The organism is Cellulomonas sp. NPDC055163 (assembly GCF_053607065.1).
Map to the genome: position 1 here is coordinate 455,457 of NZ_JBSGSU010000003.1, position 18,964 is coordinate 474,420.

Genomic DNA, 18,964 nt, shown 5'->3' on the forward strand with positions numbered 1-18,964 from the left:
ACGCCCCAGATGTCCCGGAACGAGCAGCGTCGGCGGCCCGGCGTGCGGCCGGTGTGGGCGCCGACGGTTACGATCGGGCCTCGTGTCGACAGCATCCGCGGAGTCCAGCTACACGGCGCGCCACCTCTCGGTCCTCGAAGGGCTCGAGGCGGTGCGCAAGCGCCCCGGCATGTACATCGGGTCGACCGACTCGCGCGGGCTCATGCACTGCCTGTGGGAGATCATCGACAACTCCGTCGACGAGGCCCTCGGCGGTCACGGTGACCGGATCGAGATCGTCCTGCACGCCGACAGCTCGGTCGAGGTCCGGGACAACGGCCGCGGCATCCCCGTGGACGTCGAGCCCAAGACGGGTCTCACGGGCGTCGAGGTCGTCTTCACCAAGCTGCACGCGGGCGGCAAGTTCGGCGGCGGCTCCTACGCGGCGTCGGGCGGCCTGCACGGTGTCGGCGCATCCGTGGTCAACGCGCTCTCCGCACGCCTCGACGTCGAGGTCGACCGGGGGAGCAAGACGCACCGGATGACCTTCCACCGCGGTGAGCCCGGGACGTTCGCGGACACCGGTGCGCCGAGCCCGGACGCGCCGTTCGAGCCGTTCGTGTCGGGGTCCGAGCTCGCCGTGGTGGGCAAGGCGCCGCGCGGGCGCACCGGGACCCGCGTGCGGTACTGGGCCGACCGTCAGGTGTTCCCCACGAGCGCGGTGTTCTCCTACGACGAGCTCGTCACGCGTGCCCGCCAGACGAGCTTCCTCGTGCCCGGCCTCGCGATCACGGTGCGCGACGAGCGCCGGGTCCCCGGCACGCCCGGCGAGCACGGGCCGCACGAGGAGACGTTCCTGCACGCCGGAGGGACGGTCGACTTCGTCGAGCACCTCGCGCCCGACGCGCCGGTGACGGACGTCTGGCACCTGACCGGCGAGGGGACGTTCACGGAGACCGTCCCCGTGCTCGACGGCCGGGGCCACATGAGCCCGCAGGAGGTCGAGCGACGGTGCGAGGTCGACGTCGCGCTGCGCTGGGGCACGGGGTACGAGACCGAGGTCCGCACCTTCGTCAACATCATCGCGACCCCGAAGGGCGGCTCGCACCTCGCGGGCTTCGAGACCGCGCTCCTGCGGACCCTGCGCAAGCAGGTCGAGGCGAACGCGCGCCGGCTCAAGATCTCGACGCGCGACACGAGCGAGCGCATCGAGAAGGAGGACGTGCTCGCGGGGCTCACGGCCGTCCTCACGGTCCGGCTCGCCGAGCCGCAGTTCGAGGGCCAGACCAAGGAGGTCCTCGGGACCGCCCCGGTGCGCGGCATCGTCGCCAAGGTGATCGACGCCGAGCTCGGCGCGATCTTCACGTCGACGAAGCGCGAGCACAAGGCGCACTCGGCGCTGCTGCTCGACAAGGTCGTCGGGGAGATGCGGGCCCGGCTCTCCGCGCGCAAGCAGAAAGAGATCTCGCGCCGCAAGAACGCGCTCGAGTCGTCCTCGCTGCCCGCGAAGCTCGCGGACTGCCGCAGCGACGACGTCGCCCGCAGCGAGCTCTTCATCGTCGAGGGCGACAGCGCGCTCGGCACCGCGAAGCTCGCGCGGAGCTCGGACTTCCAGGCCCTCCTGCCCATCCGCGGGAAGATCCTGAACGTCCAGAAGGCCTCGATCACCGACATGCTGAAGAACGCGGAGTGCGCGGCGATCATCCAGGTGCTCGGCGCCGGCTCCGGGCGGACGTTCGACCTCGAGGCGGCGCGCTACGGCAAGGTCGTCCTCATGACGGACGCCGACGTCGACGGCGCGCACATCCGCACCCTCCTGCTCACCCTCTTCTTCCGGTACATGCGCCCGCTCGTCGAGGCCGGCCGGGTCTTCGCCGCCGTCCCGCCGCTGCACCGCATCGAGACCCTCGGCGCCGGCAGCCGCAAGGGGGAGTACCTCTACACGTACTCCGAGGCCGAGCTCGCCACGACGCTCAAGAAGCTCGACCGGGCGGGGCGCCGGTACAAGGACGACATCCAGCGTTACAAGGGCCTCGGCGAGATGGACGCCGACCAGCTCGCGGAGACGACGATGGACCCCCGCCACCGCACGCTGCGACGGGTCACGGTCGAGGGCGCGCAGCGGGCCGAGCAGGTCTTCGAGCTGCTCATGGGGTCCGACGTCGCGCCGCGCAAGGACTTCATCATCGCCGGTGCCGACGAGCTCGACCGGAGCCGCATCGACGCGTGAGGCACCGGGCGGGTGCGGCGACGGCGGTGGACCGTCTGTTCCGAGCCGAACGGGGGCGACGCTCGTGTCCTCACGCCGAGCAGGTCGCGGCCTGAGCGCGGCTCGCGGTGTGGGCAGGGCTCCGGCGCCTCCGCCGGGGCCCGATCAATCGCCTTGCCCGTCGTGCCGCATCACCGGCATCGTGGTGCGGTGAGCACCGTGTCCCTCGCCCCGATCGCCGTCCGTGCCGCTGCCCCCGTGCAGCCCCCGCTACCGCCCGCCGAGCTCGGCCTCGCGTGGCGTGCGCTGGAACCGGACGACGCACCCGCGCTGTTCGACCTCGTCGCCGCGATCGAGGCGGCCGACGCCCTGCCGTTCCGGCGCTCCCTCGAGGAGGTCGTCGAGATGTTCGAGGGTGACTGGAAGGACCACGCGCGGGACACCCTCGTCGGCCTGGACGCCGACGGCGCTATGCGGGCGTACGCGCAGGCCACGACGGCCCCGGGCGACGAGTCGCTCGTGCGGGCGTTCCTGCTCGGTGGCGTGCATCCCGCATGGCGTGGTCGCGGGGTCGGCCGCGCGGTGGTCGCCTGGCTCGACGGTCGGGGGCGGCAGCTGCTCGCCGAGTCGGGGAAGGACGTCCCGGGCCGGCTCGCCGCCTACCTCGAGGACGCCGCACCGGACGCCTCCCGCGTCTACGCGCGGGCCGGCTTCGCGCCGATCCGCTACTACTCGGAGATGCGTCGCCCGCTGCGCGACGGGGTGCCCGGCGTACCGCACGTCGACGGTGTGCAGATCGTGCCCTGGTCGCCCGAGCGCGACGAGGCGACGCGCGTGGCGCACAACGAGGCCTTCGCGGACCACTGGGGCAGCCAGCCGCGCAGCGCCGAGGCGTGGAGCCACGGCCGGAGCATGTTCGCGCCGTCGTGGAGCTTCCTCGCGGTCGACGACACGACCGGGGAGGTCGCGGGCTACCTGCTCTCAGGCCGGTACGAGCAGGACTGGGCCGTCGCCGGGTACCCGTCCGGCTACACCGAGCTGTTGGGGGTGCGGCGGGCGTGGCGCGGGCGCGGGCTCGGCGTGGCCCTGCTGACGGCGGCGATGCGCGCGTACGCCGCGGACGGCATGCACTACGCGGAGCTCGGCGTCGACACCGAGAACCCGTCGGGCGCGCACGGGCTCTACGCGAGCCTCGGGTACGAGGTGTTCCAGGGCTCGTCGATGTGGTCGATCGAGGTCTGACCGCGGCCGGGCAGGCCGGGTCGGGAGACCCGCACCGGGCCCTGCGCGGCGCGTCAGCCGAGGGCGCGGCCCTGCCCCGGGCGTCAGCCGAGGGCGCGGCCCTGCCCCGGGCGTCAGCCGAGGGCGTGGACCGGCGCGGCGAGCGGGAGCCCCGACCCGTCGCGGCGCGGGTCGACGGCCGGCAGCTCGACGGGCTGGCCCGCGGACGTCGTGGCGTGCGGCGGCACCGGCCCGACCCAGGCGAGGAGCAGCGTGTCCTCGCCCTTGAGGAAGCGGTGCGCACGGACCCCGCCGGTCGCGCGGCCCTTGCCCGGGTAGACGTCGAACGGCGTCGTCTTGACCGAGCCCGGCTGCGTGCCGGGCAGGGCGCTCGCCGTACCGGCGATGGTGACGACGGCCGCCTCGACACCCGGGCGCACGGCGCCGAAGTGCACGACGCGCTGACCGGCCGCGAGCTTGATCCCGGCCATGCCACCCGCCGAGCGGCCCTGCGGACGCACGGACGAGGCCGTGAAATGGAGCAGTGACGCGTCGGACGCGACAAGCACGAGCTCGTCGGCGTCGGTCACCTCGGCGCAGCCCACGACCTCGTCGAGCTGCTTGAGGGCGATGACCTCCCACGCGTCCTTGTTGCCGGGGACGTCGCCGGGGGAGACGCGCTTGACGACGCCCTGTGCGGTGCCGAGCGCGAGGGTCGGCGCGTCGGGCGCGAGCGAGGCGAGCCCGACGACCCGCTCGCCGGCCTCGAGCGTCACGACCTCCGCGAGCGGGACCCCGCCCGAGAGGGTCGGTGCACCGTCGGTCGGCGGGAGCGAGGGCAGGTGCAGCACCGAGACGCGCACGAGCCGGCCGCGTGAGGTTACCGCACCCACCTCGGCGCGCGCCGTCGTCGCGACGGCACCGCGCAGCACGTCGTGCTTCGCGCGGCGGGACCCGGCCTCGGCGCGCAGCGGCGCGTCCGGACCGGTCGTGCGCGCGAGGAGACCGGTCGCGGACAGCAGCGCCCAGCACGGCGAGTCCTCGATCTCGAGCGGCGTCGCCGAGCGGGACGCCGCGGCAGCGCCGGTGACGCTGGTGCCGCCGGCCGACTCGAGGAGCACCGTGCGGCGCGGCGTGCCGTAGGTCGCGGCGACGTCGGCCATCTCCTCGGACACCACGCCGCGCAGGCGCTCCTCGTCGGCCAGGATCGTCTCCAGGTCGGCGATCTCGCGCTGGAGCTGCTCCTGCTCCTTCTCGAGCTCGATGCGCGAGAACTTCGTGAGGCGGCGCAGGCGCAGCTCGAGGATGTACTCGGCCTGCGGCTCCGACAGGTCGAACACGTCGCGCAGCCGGGTGCGCGCGGTGTCGGCGTCGTCGGACGTGCGGATGAGCTGGATGACCTCGTCGATGTCGAGGATCGCGATGAGCAGGCCCTCGACGAGGTGCAGGCGCTCGCGGCGACGGGCGAGGCGGAACGTCGTCCGGCGGCGCACGACGTCGATGCGGTGCGCGACCCACACCTGGAGCAGCTCGCGCAGCCCGAGCGTGCGTGGCTGGCCGTCGACGAGCGCGACGTTGTTGATCGAGTACGAGTCCTCGAGCGGGGTGTACCGGTAGAGCTGCTCGAGGACCGCCTCGGGGTTGAACCCGGTCTTGACCTCGATCACGAGCCGCAGGCCGTGCTGGCGGTCGGTGAGGTCGACCGCGTTCGAGATCCCGGAGAGCTTCTTGGACTGCACGCCCTCCTTTATTTTCTCGATGACCTTCTCGGGACCGACCGTGTACGGCAGCTCCGTGATGACGATGCCCTTGCGCTTCGCCGTGACGTTCTCGATGCGCGCGGTCGCCCGCGTGCGGAACGCCCCGCGGCCCGTGCGGTACGCGTCGCGCACGCCGTCGAGGCCGACGACCTTGCCGCCCGAGGGCAGGTCGGGCCCGGGCACGAAGCGCATGAGGTCGTCGAGCGTCGCGTCGGGGTGCGCGACGAGGTGACGTGCGGCGGCGACGACCTCGACGAGGTTGTGCGGGGCCATGTTCGTCGCCATGCCGACCGCGATGCCGCTCGCGCCGTTGACCAGCAGGTTCGGGATGGCGGCCGGGAGGACCTCGGGCTGCGTGAGCTTGTTGTCGTAGTTCGGCACGAAGTCGACGACGTCCTCGTCGAGCCCGGTCGTCATGGCCGCCGCCGCGGGGGCGAGGCGGGCCTCGGTGTACCGGGGCGCAGCCGGACCGTCGTCGAGCGAACCGAAGTTCCCGTGGCCGTCGACGAGCGGCAGGCGCAGCGAGAACGGCTGGGCCATGCGGACCATCGCGTCGTAGATCGCGGTGTCGCCGTGCGGGTGCAGCTTGCCCATGACCTCGCCGACGACGCGCGCCGACTTCACGTACGGGCGGTCCGGGCGCAGGCCCATGTCCGACATCTGGTAGAGGATCCGGCGCTGCACGGGCTTGAGGCCGTCGCGGGCGTCGGGCAGGGCCCGCGAGTAGATGACCGAGTAGGCGTACTCGAGGAACGAGCCCTCCATCTCGGCCGCGACGTCGATGTCGACGATCCGCTCGACGACGTCCTCGGGCGGGACGTCGGGGGTCGCGTTGCGTCGCGCCATAGGTGAGCGGCTCCTCGGGGGACGTGCGGACGGGCGGGTGCTGCGGGCTGTGCGGGGCGGTACGGGTCGTGCGGGTCGTGGGTGACGACGCGCAGGCGTGCGTGCGGCGCGGCCATTGTCGCGCGTCGGGCGGCGTGCACGAACCATGGCACGCGGGTCGGACACGGTCGCGCGCCGCGGTCCGACCCGCCGACCCCGCCGACCCGCCGTGTGGCCGCGCACGGGCGCACTAGCCTGGACGGCATGGCTGAGGTGATCGACGGCGACGGGGCCGGGACGTCCCCCGTGCCCGCGCCGGCGTACCCGGCCGGCTGGGAGGCCGACGTCGTCCTGCGGGACGGGTCGACGACGCACGTGCGCCCGATCCGGCCCACCGACGCCGAGGCGCTGCAGGCGTTCCACGTCGCGCAGTCCGAGCGCTCGATCTACCTGCGGTTCTTCGCCAACCTCGACCGCCTCTCGGACCGGGACCTCGCTCGGTTCACCGTCGTCGACCACGCCGACCGGGTCGCGCTCGTCGCCGTGACCGCGGACGAGGAGATCATCGGCGTCGCACGGTACGACCGCATCGCGCCCGACGTCGCGGAGGTCGCGTTCAACATCGCGGACGCGCACCACGGGCGCGGGCTCGGGTCCGTGCTGCTCGAGCACCTCGCCGCAGCCGCCCGCGAGCGCGGGGTCCGGCGCTTCACCGCCGAGGTGCTGCCACAGAACGGGCGCATGATCGCGGTGTTCCGCGAAGCCGGGTACGTGGTCCGGCAGTCGCTCGAGGACGGTGTCGTGACCGTCGAGTTCGACATCGACCCGACCGGGCGCTCGCTCGCGGTCATGGCCGACCGTGAGCACCGCGCGGAGGCCCGCAGCGTGCAGGGGCTGCTCTCGGCGCGCTCGGTCGTCGTCGTCGGCTCCCCGGACGTCCCGCGGGGCTCGATGGACGACCTGCTCGCGCGCCGCGTCGTCGCGGACCTCGAGGCCGGCGCCGACGGCGACCTGGAGCTGCACGTCGTCGCGCAGCCGGCCGACCCCGACGCCCGCGCGTCGGGGGTCACGACGCAGCACTGGCCCGACGTCGCGTCCGTGCCGGGTCCGGTCGAGCTCGCGGTCGTCGCGGTGCCGGCGGCCGAGGCCGTGGCCGCCGTCCGGGCGCTCGCGCGGCTGCAGGTCCGCGGCGTCGTCATCCTCTCCGACGGGTTCGCGGAGACCGGTCCGGAGGGCCTGGCGCTGCAGCGGGCCCTGCTGCGCACCGCGCACGCGGCGGGGATGCGCGTCGTCGGGCCCAGCTCGTACGGCGTGCTCTCGTCGACGGGGGGCCGGGTGCTCAACGCGTCCCTGGCCGCCGACCCGCCGCCGCCGGGGACGATCGGGCTGTTCTGCCAGTCGGCGCCCATGGCCGTGGCGCTGCTCGGCTCGGTGCGCCGGCGCCGCCTCGGGCTCGCGCACTTCGTGTCCGCCGGGCACCGGGCCGACGTCTCGGGCAACGACCTCATGCAGTTCTGGCGCGACGACGACGCGACCGAGGTCGTGGGTCTCTACCTCGAGTCCATCGGCAACCCGCGCAAGTTCTCACGCGTCGCCCGGCGGCTCGCAGCGGTCAAGCCGGTCGTCGTCGTGACCGCGGGACGGTCGGGGCAGGTCGTCCCGCCGGGGCACGCGGTGCGTGCGACGCGAGCCCCGCGGCGCACGCTCGAGGAGGTCATGCGCCAGGCGGGCGTCATCCGGGTCGAGAACACCCACCAGATGCTCGAGGTCGCACAGGTGCTCGCTCTCCAGCCGCTGCCCACCGGCCGGCGTGTCGCGATCGTCGCGAGCTCCGCGCCCATGGCCGCGCTCGTCGCGGAGGCCGCCGCCGCGGTCGGTCTCGTCGTCGGCGGCAAGGCCGCGATCGTGCGGGAGGACGCCGAGGACGAGGCGCTCGCCTCGACGCTCGCGCGCCTCTACGAGGACCCCGCCGTGGACGTCGTCGTTGCGGTGCACGTGCCGACCGTCGGGCACTCGCAGGTGCGGGTCTCGCGCGCACTGGCCGCCGTCGCGGCCGGCTCGGGGCGCACCACGGTCGCCTGCATGCTCGGGCTGCACGGCGCGACGGACGACCTGACCGCCGAGGACGACGACGGGCGGCGCTGGACGATCCCCGCCTACACGACCCCCGAGGACGCGGTCCTCGCGCTCGGCCAGGCGGAGCGCTACTCGGCGTGGCGCTCGGCGGACCGCGGGAGCCCGGTGCAGCCGGCCGGGGTCGACACCCGCCGGGCCCGTCGCCTGGTCCTCGCGAGGCTCGCGGGCGTGACCCCCGGGGACGTGGTGGACCTCAGCCCCGCCGAGACCGCCGAGCTCCTGGGGTGCGCCGGCATCGCGGTGCTCGAGTCGGTCCCGGTCGCCACGCCCGACGAGGCGGTCGAGGCCGCGCACCGGATCGGCTGGCCCGTCGCGCTCAAGACGACCGTGCCCGCCCTGCGGCACCGCGCGGACCTCGGCGGGGTCCGGCTCGACGTGCACGACGACGCCGAGCTGCGCGCCGACGTCGAGCAGGTGCTCGCGCTCGCGCAGGGGCACCCGCTCGAGCCCGGGCGCGCGCCGCTCGAGGTGCAGCGCATGGCGCCGCTCGGTGCCGCGTGCGTCGTGCGGTCGGTCGAGGACCCGCTGTTCGGGCCGGTCCTCAGCTTCGGGCTCTCGGGCGACGCGTCGGACCTGCTCGGGGACATCAGCTACGCCGTCCCGCCGCTCACGGACGTCGACGTCGCCGAGCTCGTCCGGGCAGCCCGCGCCGCCCCTCGCCTCTTCGGGTACCGCGGGCTGCCGCCGCTCGACGTCGACGCGCTCGAGGACGTCATCGCGCGGCTGTCCGTGCTCGCGGACGACCTGCCCGAGCTCCGCAGCCTCGAGCTCAACCCCGTCGTCGTCGCGGAGCGCGGCGTGACGGTGCTCGGTGCGCGGGCCCAGCTCGGGACGGCGGACCGCGCCGACGGATCGCGGCGAGCCCTCCCGACGTGACGCCGCGCCGGCGGGGGCGCGCGGGATGGGAGGATGGACCCGTGCCCGCCGCGTTCACCGAACTCCGCCACGACCTCCACCGGGCCGGGTACTACCCGGACCTCGTCGCCGACGTGCTCGACGTCGCGCTCGCCGACGAGCCGGTCCTGGCTCACCTGGTCCACCCCGAGACGACGTTCGACGACGCCGAGGTGCGTCGGCACGTCACGGTGCTCGTCCTGACGCCGTCACGGCTCGTCGTCGCGCACGTCGACGACCACCCGGCGGACAGCGAGAACCCGTCGGCGAGCGCGTCCGCCACGACCGAGTCGGTCCCGCTCGCCGAGCTGCGGTCGGTCGCGCTGACGCACGTCGTCGCGAAGCCCGAGAAGCACCGCACCGGCGACGCGGCGTCCGAGCTCACGCTCGCGATCGGCTGGGGCGCCGTCTCGCGCGTCGACCTCGAGCCCGCGACGTGCGGGGACGCGGGCTGCGAGGCCGACCACGGGCTCACGGGCACGCTCACGCCCGACGACGTCGTCGTGCGCGTCTCGGCCGTCGCCGAGGGCGCCGGCGCCGTGCGCGCGGCGTCGACGTTCGCCCGCGCGCTGTCCGCCGCGACCTCGCGCCCGCGATGACCGAGCCGTCCTCGTCGCCCCTGACGGGCGCGACGCCCGCCGACGCGCCCGCACCGGGCGCACCCGTCGACCCCGCCGCCGAGGTCGGCGCGGCGCTGTCGACCGCCGGGCTGCTCGTCCCCGCGTTCCCGGGCCGCCACCTCGGTGCCGTGCTGCCCGCTGTCGCGGCCGCGCTCGGTGCCCGCGACGTGCGTGGCGCCGCCGACTCGCGGGGCCGGCTCGGGCTGCCGAACGCGCGCCGGGCGTGCGTCGTGCTGGTCGACGGGCTGGGCCGGCACAACCTGAGCGAGCGCGCGGGCCACGCGCCGTTCCTGCGCTCGCTGCTGCAGGGCTCGCCCGCGCTGCGCTCGGGCTTCCCGTCGACGACCGCGGCGTCGATCGCGTCGTTCGGCACGGGGACCCCCGCGGGCCGGCACGGACTCGTCGGCTACAGCGTGCGGGTGCCTGGCACCGGTGCGCTCGCGAACATGGTGTCCTGGAACGACGGGGCCGACCCGCACGCGTGGCAGCGCGAGCCCACCGTCTTCGAGCAGCTCGCGGACGACGACATCGAGGTCACGAGCGTGGGACCGGCGCGGTTCGCGGGGTCCGGGCTCACCGAGGCGGCGCTGCGCGGCGCGCGGTACCTCGGCGCCGAGTCGCTGCCGGACCGCGTCGATGCGGCCGCGGCCGAGCTCGTCGGCAGGTCGCTCGTCTACCTGTACTGGGGCGACCTCGACAAGGCCGGGCACCACCACGGCTGGGGGTCGAGCCAGTGGGGTGACGAGCTGAGCGCGGTCGACAGCGAGATCGCCCGCCTCGCCCGGTCGCTCCCGCGCGGCACGTCGCTGTACGTCACTGCGGACCACGGGATGGTCGACGTCGACCCCGTCCGGCGCTGGGACGTCGCGGCGACGCCCGCGCTCGCGGACGGTGTCGTGGTCGTCGCCGGGGAGCCGCGCGCGCTGCACCTGCACGTGACGCAGCCGGGGGAGGACCCCGGGCCGGACGAGGTCGCCGCCCGCGCACGCCGGGTCGTCGGGCGCTGGCGGGAGACGCTCGGACCCGCGGCGGTCGTCGTGACCGGGGCGGACGCGATCGCCGCCGGGTGGTTCGGGGACGTCGCGGAGCACGTGCGCCCGCTCATCGGGGACGTCGTCGTCGCGATGGCCGGCCGGGCGACGGTCGTGGACTCGCGGACGCAGAGCCCCGGCTCGCTCGAGCTCGTGGGTGTGCACGGGTCGCTCACCCCGCACGAGGTCGTCGTGCCCTTCCTCGCGGTGCACGCGTGAACAGGGCAAGCGTGCGCGGGGCGGGCACGCACCGGGCCGGCGCGCACGGGCCGGGCGTGGGCGGGCCGGTCCGTGGCTGAGCTCGCGTTCTTCTCCGGGACCATGGACTGCGGCAAGTCGACCCTCGCCCTGCAGATGCACCACAACCACGAGGCCCGTGGGCGTGACGGCGTGCTGTTCACGCGCAACGACCGGGCCGGCGCCGCGCGGCTGTCGTCGCGGCTCGGGCTCAGCGTCGACGCGCACGAGGTCGCGGACACCACCGACTTCTGGGCCGAGGTCGTCGCGCGGCGCACGCGCGGCCGGGCCGTCGACTACCTGATCTGCGACGAGGCCCAGTTCTACACCGCCGAGCAGGTCGACCAGCTCGCGGCGGTCGTCGACGAGCTCGACGTCGACGTCTTCGCGTTCGGCATCACGACCGACTTCCGGACGCGCCTGTTCCCCGGCTCCGCGCGGCTCGTCGAGCTCGCGGACCGCGTCGAGGTGCTGCAGGTGCGTGCGCTGTGCTGGTGCGGTGCGCGCGCGACGCACAACGCCCGGACCGTCGGCGGCGTCATGGTCGTCGAGGGGGAGCAGGTCGTCGTCGGGGACGTCGAGGCCGACGCCGACACGGTCGGGTACGAGGTGCTGTGCCGGCGCCACCACCGCCACCGGCTCACCGCGGTGTCCGCACGCGCGGCGTCCCCGTCGCCGCAGACGCTCGGGGTGCTGGCGGACGACGCCCCTGCCGCGCGCGCCTGACCGGCGACTGCGGCCGTCGCGCGGCGCCGGACGGGCGACGAGCGACCGCCGCACCGGACGGGTGCTGTACCGGATCGGACCGGACCGGACGGGATCGCGGCGGGCGGGAATAGCGGCGCGCGCCCGGCGTTGACGACGTGCGTGAGCACTCCTGTGACCGTCCACGTCTGGTCCGACATCGCCTGCCCGTGGTGCTACATCGGCAAGCGGCGCCTCGAGACGGCGATCGAGCAGTTCGACGGCGAGGTGCTCGTCGAGTACCACGCGTTCGAGCTCGCCCCCGACACGCCCGTCGACTTCGAGGGGACGGAGGTCGACTTCCTCGCGGGCCACAAGGGGCTGCCGGCCGCGCAGGTCGAGCAGATGCTCGCGCAGATGACCGAGCTCGCCGCGGGCGAGGGCCTCGCGTACGACTTCGACGCGCTGCGGCACACCAAGACGCTCCTGGCGCACCAGGCGATCCACCACGCGCGTGTCCTCGACCGCCAGGGCGCGCTCGTCGAGCGGCTGTTCCAGGCGTACTTCGAGGAGGGCCGGCACGTCGGGCGCGTCGACGAGCTCGTGGCGCTCGCTGCCGAGGTCGGCCTCGACGCGGACGAGACCCGGGCCGCCCTCGAGACGGGCCGGTACGCCGACGCCGTCCAGCAGGACATCGCGGCCGCGCAGGAGATCGGGGTCCGCGGCGTCCCGTTCTTCGTCGTCGACGGCCGCTACGCCGTGTCGGGCGCGCAGAGCCCCGACGTGTTCCTCTCCGCGCTCGAGCGCGTGCGCGACGAGCGGGCGGTCGCTCGATGACGGACCCGTCGCCCGCCCACCGCCCGGTCCCGCTGCCGGTCCTCGCGGGCCACGCGCTCGTGCCGCTCGGTGACGACGACGCCGGGGCGTGCGTCGACGGCGTCTGCGCGGTCCCGCCCGCCGGGCAGGCCCGGGCTCCCCGCGCCTGACCGACGCGTCGCTCGTCCCGCCGGCGCCCCTCCCCGAGATGCACGCCGAGCCGACCCTGGTGACAGTAGGGGCACCGCGAACGACGACGAGAGCGAGAGCACCATGAGCCAGCAGGTCCACGAGGCACGCGCCACCGCATCGGCGAGCCGGGTCAGCACGCCCGACGGCAGCCTCGACGTCGGCCTGGCCGTCGCGGGGGACGCCGACGGGTCGGGCGGGGCGACGTCGCCCGAGCACCTCATGGCTGCGGCGCTCGCGGGCTGCCTGCACCAGGCGCTCCAGGTCGCGGCGAGCTCGCAGGGTGCGTCCGCGGTCGACGCGCACGTCGACGCGACGGTCACCCTGGAGTCGGGCGACGGCTCCGGCTACACGTCGTCGTTCGTGCTCGAGGTGTCCGGTCTGCCGGCCGAGAGCGCGGACCGCGTGCTCGAGCAGGCGGCCGCGCTGTGCCCGTTCACCAAGGCGCTCGCGGGGGACCGGCTGACGCTGCGGACCGCCTGACCGGCGCGTCGACCACCCCGGCGGCGCACCGGCGTAGCCTCGGGAGGACCCGGCGCGACGTGGTGCCGGTACCGTCCTCGCCGGCGACCGGGAGGCAGGCCATGGCCGACGACGTCTCCGTCGAGCAGCTCGTCCTCGCCGCGCGTGGGGGCCAGCAGTCCGCCTGGGACGACCTCGTGGTGCGGTTCACGCCGCTCGTGCACGGCATCGTGCGCCGCTACCGGCTGCAGGGCTCGGACGTCGAGGACGTCGTGCAGACGCTCTGGCTGCGCCTCGTCGAGCACCTCGACGACCTGCGCGAGCCGGCTGCGCTGCCCGGCTGGATCGTCGCGACCGCCCGCAACGAGTGCCTGCGGCTGCTGCGCACACGCCGGCGCACGCAGCCCGTGGACCCCCTCGGCCCCGGGATCGACCACGAGCCGCCGGCGACCGCGCGCCTCGACGACGAGGTCGTCGAGGAGCTGGAGCAGGCGGGGCGGCACGAGCTGCTGCTGCGGGCGTTCGCCGAGCTGTCCGAGCAGCACCGGAAGCTGCTCCTCGTCCTCGTGGAGGACCCCCCGCCCAGCTACGCGGAGATCAGCGCCCGGCTCGGCCTCCCGATCGGCAGCATCGGGCCGACGCGGGCACGCGCGCTGCAGCGCATCCGGGAGATCCCGGCCGTGGCGGCGTGGATCGCCGCCGCGTCGCGCGCGGGCTAGCCGGGTGCGGGCAGAGCTGCCGCGGTGACGCTCGACGTTCCCACCCCGTCTCACAGGTCGGTTCGAAACGGTTCACACCCCGGACGAGCCGAACCCCCAGCAGTGGCGGCTGCGGTACACCGCGGGCGACGCCTTCCGCATCCAGGCCGCCGGAGGGCGCGTCCTCGGCGTCACCGACATGTCCACGACTGCGGCACCAACGACCACCTCTGGCGCTTCGTGTGAGTCGCTGTGCGGGCCCCGCGGGACGTGCTGCGGCGACGGTCGGACGGTGCGCCCGAGCTCAGGTCAGGTGCGGACCCAGTCGGTCACGACGGTCGTCGACGGCGTCGTGCACCGCAGGCGGACGAGCGCGCCCGGGGCCGCGGCGAGGGTGAAGCACCCCGCGTCGTCCGTGGCGACGGGCGCCTCCTGCGCGGACTCCGTCTCCAGCACCACCGCGCCGGGTCCGGGCGGCACGAGCTGGCCCACGACCCGCCCCGCGGTGACCTCGACCTCGATCGTGAGGGCCGGGGCGTCGAACACGAGGCTGCGCGGCGCGCTCACCGGCCCCCGCACCAGCACACGGTCGTCGAGCAGCGAGTCGTAGCTCAGCGTCGCGAGCTCGGCGTCGACGGTCCGCCACGTCCAGGCGGCCCGGCCGGCGTCGAGCGTGCGGTCGTCCACCGGGGCACCCGCGCCGAGCGCGTCCCGCAGGTCGGCCAGGAGCTCGTCGTCGTCGGTCCATCGTGGCTGCGTCATGACCGTCACCGTCCCCTCGTCCGCGGGGCCCGCGGCACGCCGTCGGTACCGGATCCCGGTCCCAGCGTGCCACCGCGGTGCGCTCTGCGCGTCCCCTGGTGCAGCTGCACCACCCGGGGGAGCCGCGACCCCGTGCCCTGATACGCCGTGCCGGCGGTGCTGCCCGTCGGTCCGGTGCCGGTGCTCACCCGGGCAGGCCGGCGGTGACGGTCGCGAGCTCGGGCGCCGCGCCGGCCGGGGGCAGTGCACGGTCGACGGCCGGGACGGGCGACGGTCCGGGCGGTCCCGACGCCGGGCGGTCGCCGTGCCCGAGGACGACGAAGCCGGCGGCGGCCGCGCGCGACTGCGGGTCCGCTCCGGCGAGCGCGAGCTGGGCGTGCGCGAGCGCGTCGGCGGGCGGCCGGCCCCGGCCGACCTCCCGGTGGTAGGCGACGACGAACGCGACGGTCTGGGCGTCCGCCACCGGCACGACGGGCGCGACGAGCGTCGCGGTCCCGCCGGTGAGGAGCGCCGCCGTGAAGCCGAGGATCTCCCCGCCCCCGACGATCTCGGACCGCGCCGTGTCGCACGCGGCGAGCACGACGTGGTGCGGCGCGCGGGGGACGCGCTCGAGGTCGTGCACGGTGAACGGGCCGTCGGCGAGCGTGAGCGAGGAGAACATCGGGTTGTCGGAGCGCAGCCGGCCGTGCGCGGCGAGGTGCACGAGGCCCGCCCCGTCGAGGGCTCGCCCGACGGGACCCGCGGCGGCGTCCGGGCCGACGAGCACCCGCGCGCCCGGGTACCCGGCGGCGACCGCGTCCGCCTCGGCGCGCGCACCGGGCAGACCCGGGCCCGCGACGACGACGACCCGCCCGTCGGGAGGCGCCTGGCGCCCGGCGGCGGCGTGCCACAGCGTCGCCGACGGGCTCACGCTCACGGCCCGGCCCTGGCACGACGGCAGCACCGACCACGGCACCTGCTGCAGGACCCCCACCGGGACGACCACGAGGGGCCGGTCGCCGACCGTGCCGCGCAGCGGGAGCACGAGCAGCGCGTCGAGCCGGGCCCCGGCGCGGGCGAGCACCGTCTCGGCGGCTGCGAGGCTCGCCGGGCGTGCGGTCCCCGCGGCGAGCCGGCGCAGCGCGAACCCCACGAGCTCGACCTGCGCGCGGACCTCCTCGACCGGCCCGAGCGCGTGCAGCCGGACGTGGCCCGCCGTCACCGTCACCGCGAGCAGCCGGCCCTCGTGCTCGACGTACTCGACGAGGGCCGCACCGCCCAGGGCCTCCTGCAGCTCGGGGACGGGTCGCGGGCGCACGGGAGCACCGCCGTCGTGCCCCGGCAGCTCCCGGCAGTGGTCACGGATCGTGCGCTCGAGCACGACCTGCTGCTGCACCGCGGAGGACGTCGGGGCCCCGGCCGTCCGCCGCTCCTCGATCGAGGTCATCGTGGCGCGCAGCTGGGCGAGCAGGTCGGCGAGCACGGGGTCCTCGGGCGGGTGCACGCGACGCAGCAGCGTCGCGGTCGCGCGGTTGCACTCGGCCCACCACAGGACGTGCCGCGCGTCGCCGTCCTCGAGCGCGAGGCGCAGACCCATCCGGGCGAGGGCCCCGCGGTGCAGCGTGACGTGCGCGCGCAGCTCGGTCGCCCCGAGCGTGGCGCGGTGGTCCTCCACGACCCGCAGGCCGGCACGCAGAGCCGCGACGGCGCCGTGCCGGTCCCGCGTCTGGTCGCGCAGCATCGCCTCCGCGAGCCACGCCCGGGCCCGCGCGTCCGCCGGTCCGGCGCGGCGCGCCCGGCCGGCCTCCGCGAGGTCGCGCCGTGCACCCGCGGAGTCGCCGCGGCGCAGGGCGAGCCGTGCCGCGAGGATCCGTGCCTCGAGCGCCGGGACCGCCCAGCCCGACTGCGCGAGCGCCTCCGCGACCCGGCGCACCTGCGCCGGCGTCACGGCACGGTCCGCCTCCACGAGGGCCTGGACGCGGGCGTACCGTGCGAGCGTCGTCCACTCGGTCCGGCCCATCCGGCCGAAGTCGTGCATCGCCGTCTCGGCCGCCGCCCGGGCCCGCTCCGCGTCACCCTGGACGAGCGCGATCGTCGAGAGCAGGAGCCGGGCCTCGGGCAGGTGGTTGCGCCGCCCGTCCCGCTCGTCGGCGGCGACCGCCGCCTCCGCGGTGGCCCGTGCCTCCTCGACGAGGCGCACCGAGAGCAGCAGCTCGGCGCGGTCGGTGAGGATCGACCCCGGGGCGAGGCCGAGGTCGGTGAAGGCGGTCTCCGCGGAGGCGAGGTGCCGCAGCGCCGCCGGGACGTCGCCGCGCTGCGCGTGCACCCACGCAAGGTTGTGCGCGACGATCGCCCCGGGCAGCCGCAGGCCGTGCTCCGTGCAGAGCCGGCCCGCGGCGACGAGGTCCGACTCCGCGGCGACGAACTCCCGCCGCGCGGTGTGCAGCAGCCCGCGGTTCGACAGCGCGCGCGTGGCCCACTGGACGTCGCCGGCCCGGCGCAGCACCGGCAGCGCGCGCCGCAGGTCGTCGAAGGCGTCGTCGAGGCGGCCGAGCTCCTGGGAGATCGCCGCACGCTGCGTGAGCGCCCGGGCCGCCGCGACACCGTCGAGCTCCGCGATCGCGCGGCCGATCTCCTGCGCCGACTGCCGGGGGCGGCCCCGCAGCATGAGGGCGGACGCGAGGCTCATCCGCGCCTCGCCGGTCAGGCCCGCGTCGGCGGCACGGCGCCCGGCCCGGACGGCGGCGCGCAGGTGCGCGAGCGCGTCGTCGAGCCGCGACTGCTGCATCGCCGCGACGCCCAGGGCCCGCTCCGCGACGCACGCCGCGGCCCACGCGCGCTCGGCCCTGGCCGCCGGGACGACGTCGCTCGCGAGCACCACCGCGGCGGCGGGGTCGACCCCCGCGAGCCGCAGCGCCTCGTCGGCGTCGACCCTGAGCTCCATCACGTCCTCGCCTCGTCCCGGCCGCGTGTGCGCCCTGCTCCGACGGTCGCGCGTGCGGACCGCTTCGTCAACGGGCAGCGCCCGACCCTTCCGGGCCGGAGCGGCCGCTGGGAGACTGGACCCGTCCCGGCGGGTAGGGAGGCGCACATGTCCGAGCACGACCCGAGGCGGCCCACCGCGACGCCGTCCGCGACCGTGGACGTCCTCGTGGCGGCCGAGCACGACGGGCTCGTCCGCACGACGCTCGACCGCTGGGGAGCGACCGGCTACGCGCACGAGACGGACGACGCCCTGGGCCTGAGCCGGCTCGCGTTCCCCCGCGAGCACCTCGAGGGGCTGCTCGACGCGTGGCGCGAGCGGCCGCGGGGTCCCAGGCACGGCACGGTGCACGACGACGCCACCGTCCCGCTGCTCGACGAGGACTACGCGAGGCCGCTGCGCCGGGCCGTCGACGGTGGGCTCGAGGTCGACCACGCCGACGAGCTCCTGACCCTGTTGCGCCGATCGTTCGGTGACCGGTACTCGGGCTGGTTCCCGACGATGGGCAAGAACCGGTTCGTCGGCCTCGTGACCAACGGCGGCGGCACGGTCTCGCACGGCGGCGGACCGCCACCGGAGCGGACCGCGGAGCCCGTGCGCCTCGGGGGCCGCGGGGGCGACGGGATCACGGTCGGCGTGCTCGACACCGCGGTGTCCCCGCACCCGGCGCTCGTGGGCCGCTTCCTCGCGGACCCGCCCGACGACCTGGTCACCGGCGAGGGGCCGTTCCCCGTGGCCGCGGGGCACGCCACGTTCGTGACAGGGCTCGTGCTGCACCGTGCACCCGGCGCGACGGTCCGGGTGCGGCGCGTGCTCGACGACCGGGGTGCGGCGTCGTCGTGGGACGTGGCGCGCGGCATCGTCGCGCTCGGGCGCAGCGGGATCGACGTCCTCAACCTCTCGCTCGTGTGCTACACGACGGACTCGCGTGCACCGCTCGCGCTCGCGACGGCGGTCGACCGGCTCCCGCCCGAGGTCCTCGTCGTGGCGTGCGCCGGCAACCACGCGGACCCGGTCGTCGCCCAGCAGCTCGCGGGGACCGGGCCGGACGGCGCTCTGCGGGTCGACGCGCGCGAGGCCGCGTGGCCGGCGGCGCTCGACCACGTCGTCGCGGTGGGGTCGGCGCGGGTCCAGAGCTCCAAGAAGGGCAAGCGCTCCGCACGGCTCACGCCGTTCACGCCCCCGGACGCCCCGTGGATCGACGTCGTGGTGCCCGGCGAGGGCCTGCTGAGCACCTACCTGACCGGACCGGTCGAGCTCGACGACGGCACGGTGCAGACGTTCTCCGGCCAGGGCCGCTGGGGCGGGACGTCGTTCTCCGCGGCGCTGCTCACCGGTCAGGTCGCCCGCCGCGCCGCGAAGCAGGGCGTCCCCGTCCGGGAGGCGTGGTCGTCGCTCGTGGCGGGTGCCCGGGCGGCCGACGGCCAGGGGTACGTGCCGCCGTTCGTCGACATCCCGCACTGACACGGGCCGCGCGGC

At 75.8% G+C, this 18,964-nt stretch carries 14 protein-coding genes; 11 read left to right on the forward strand and 3 right to left on the reverse strand.

Going from position 1 to position 18,964, the window contains the following annotated elements:
• Positions 1-82 precede the first annotated feature (82 nt).
• A complete protein-coding gene (locus ACWFNE_RS08320) occupies positions 83-2,209 on the forward strand; it encodes a DNA gyrase/topoisomerase IV subunit B (RefSeq protein WP_452121948.1) in 2,127 nt (708 codons plus the stop codon).
• 189 nt (positions 2,210-2,398) lie between these two features.
• Complete coding sequence (locus ACWFNE_RS08325) at positions 2,399-3,430, forward strand: GNAT family N-acetyltransferase (protein ID WP_452121949.1); 1,032 nt, start codon at positions 2,399-2,401, stop codon at positions 3,428-3,430.
• A gap of 113 nt (positions 3,431-3,543) precedes the next feature.
• Here the strand turns inward: ACWFNE_RS08325 and ACWFNE_RS08330 are convergent, their stop codons facing one another.
• A complete protein-coding gene (locus ACWFNE_RS08330) occupies positions 3,544-6,015 on the reverse strand; it encodes a DNA gyrase/topoisomerase IV subunit A (RefSeq protein ID WP_452121950.1) in 2,472 nt (823 codons plus the stop codon).
• Positions 6,016-6,258: 243 nt separating this feature from the next.
• Between ACWFNE_RS08330 and ACWFNE_RS08335 the strand changes: the two genes are divergently transcribed.
• The 8 genes from ACWFNE_RS08335 (at position 6,259) to ACWFNE_RS08370 (ending at position 13,782) form a co-directional block, all read left to right on the forward strand.
• Positions 6,259-9,006 (forward strand): GNAT family N-acetyltransferase, encoded by a 2,748-nt coding sequence (locus ACWFNE_RS08335; protein ID WP_452121951.1) that lies wholly within the window; start codon positions 6,259-6,261, stop codon positions 9,004-9,006.
• A 41-nt stretch (positions 9,007-9,047) separates the two neighbouring features.
• Entirely contained in the window at positions 9,048-9,623 is a 576-nt protein-coding gene (locus tag ACWFNE_RS08340; protein ID WP_452121952.1) for a DUF5998 family protein, read from the forward strand.
• Complete coding sequence (locus ACWFNE_RS08345; RefSeq protein ID WP_452121953.1) at positions 9,620-10,894, forward strand: alkaline phosphatase family protein; 1,275 nt, start codon at positions 9,620-9,622, stop codon at positions 10,892-10,894. The genes ACWFNE_RS08340 and ACWFNE_RS08345 overlap by 4 nt, the downstream gene beginning before the upstream one ends.
• Before the next feature lie 72 nt (positions 10,895-10,966).
• Entirely contained in the window at positions 10,967-11,638 is a 672-nt protein-coding gene (locus ACWFNE_RS08350) for a thymidine kinase (RefSeq protein ID WP_452121954.1), read from the forward strand.
• Positions 11,639-11,779: 141 nt separating this feature from the next.
• Complete coding sequence (locus ACWFNE_RS08355; RefSeq protein ID WP_452121955.1) at positions 11,780-12,433, forward strand: DsbA family oxidoreductase; 654 nt, start codon at positions 11,780-11,782, stop codon at positions 12,431-12,433.
• Positions 12,430-12,582 (forward strand): hypothetical protein, encoded by a 153-nt coding sequence (locus tag ACWFNE_RS08360; protein ID WP_452121956.1) that lies wholly within the window; start codon positions 12,430-12,432, stop codon positions 12,580-12,582. Before ACWFNE_RS08355 ends, ACWFNE_RS08360 begins: the two co-directional genes overlap by 4 nt.
• Before the next feature lie 103 nt (positions 12,583-12,685).
• Positions 12,686-13,084 carry an OsmC family protein gene (locus ACWFNE_RS08365; RefSeq protein ID WP_452121957.1) on the forward strand — a complete coding sequence of 133 codons (399 nt, stop codon included), beginning with the start codon at positions 12,686-12,688 and terminating at the stop codon, positions 13,082-13,084.
• 101 nt (positions 13,085-13,185) lie between these two features.
• Entirely contained in the window at positions 13,186-13,782 is a 597-nt protein-coding gene (locus tag ACWFNE_RS08370) for an RNA polymerase sigma factor (RefSeq protein ID WP_452121958.1), read from the forward strand.
• Between the two features lie 288 nt (positions 13,783-14,070).
• Here the strand turns inward: ACWFNE_RS08370 and ACWFNE_RS08375 are convergent, their stop codons facing one another.
• On the reverse strand, positions 14,071-14,523 hold the full coding sequence (locus ACWFNE_RS08375) for a hypothetical protein (protein ID WP_452121959.1): 453 nt from the start codon (positions 14,521-14,523) through the stop codon (positions 14,071-14,073).
• 184 nt (positions 14,524-14,707) lie between these two features.
• Entirely contained in the window at positions 14,708-17,446 is a 2,739-nt protein-coding gene (locus ACWFNE_RS08380; protein WP_452121990.1) for a CHAT domain-containing protein, read from the reverse strand.
• A 147-nt stretch (positions 17,447-17,593) separates the two neighbouring features.
• Here ACWFNE_RS08380 and ACWFNE_RS08385 point away from each other — a divergent pair, with 147 nt between their 5' ends.
• The gene (locus ACWFNE_RS08385) at positions 17,594-18,949 is read left to right on the forward strand and encodes a S8 family peptidase (protein ID WP_452121960.1); all 1,356 of its coding nucleotides are present in this window, start codon (positions 17,594-17,596) and stop codon (positions 18,947-18,949) included.
• Positions 18,950-18,964: the final 15 nt, after the last annotated feature.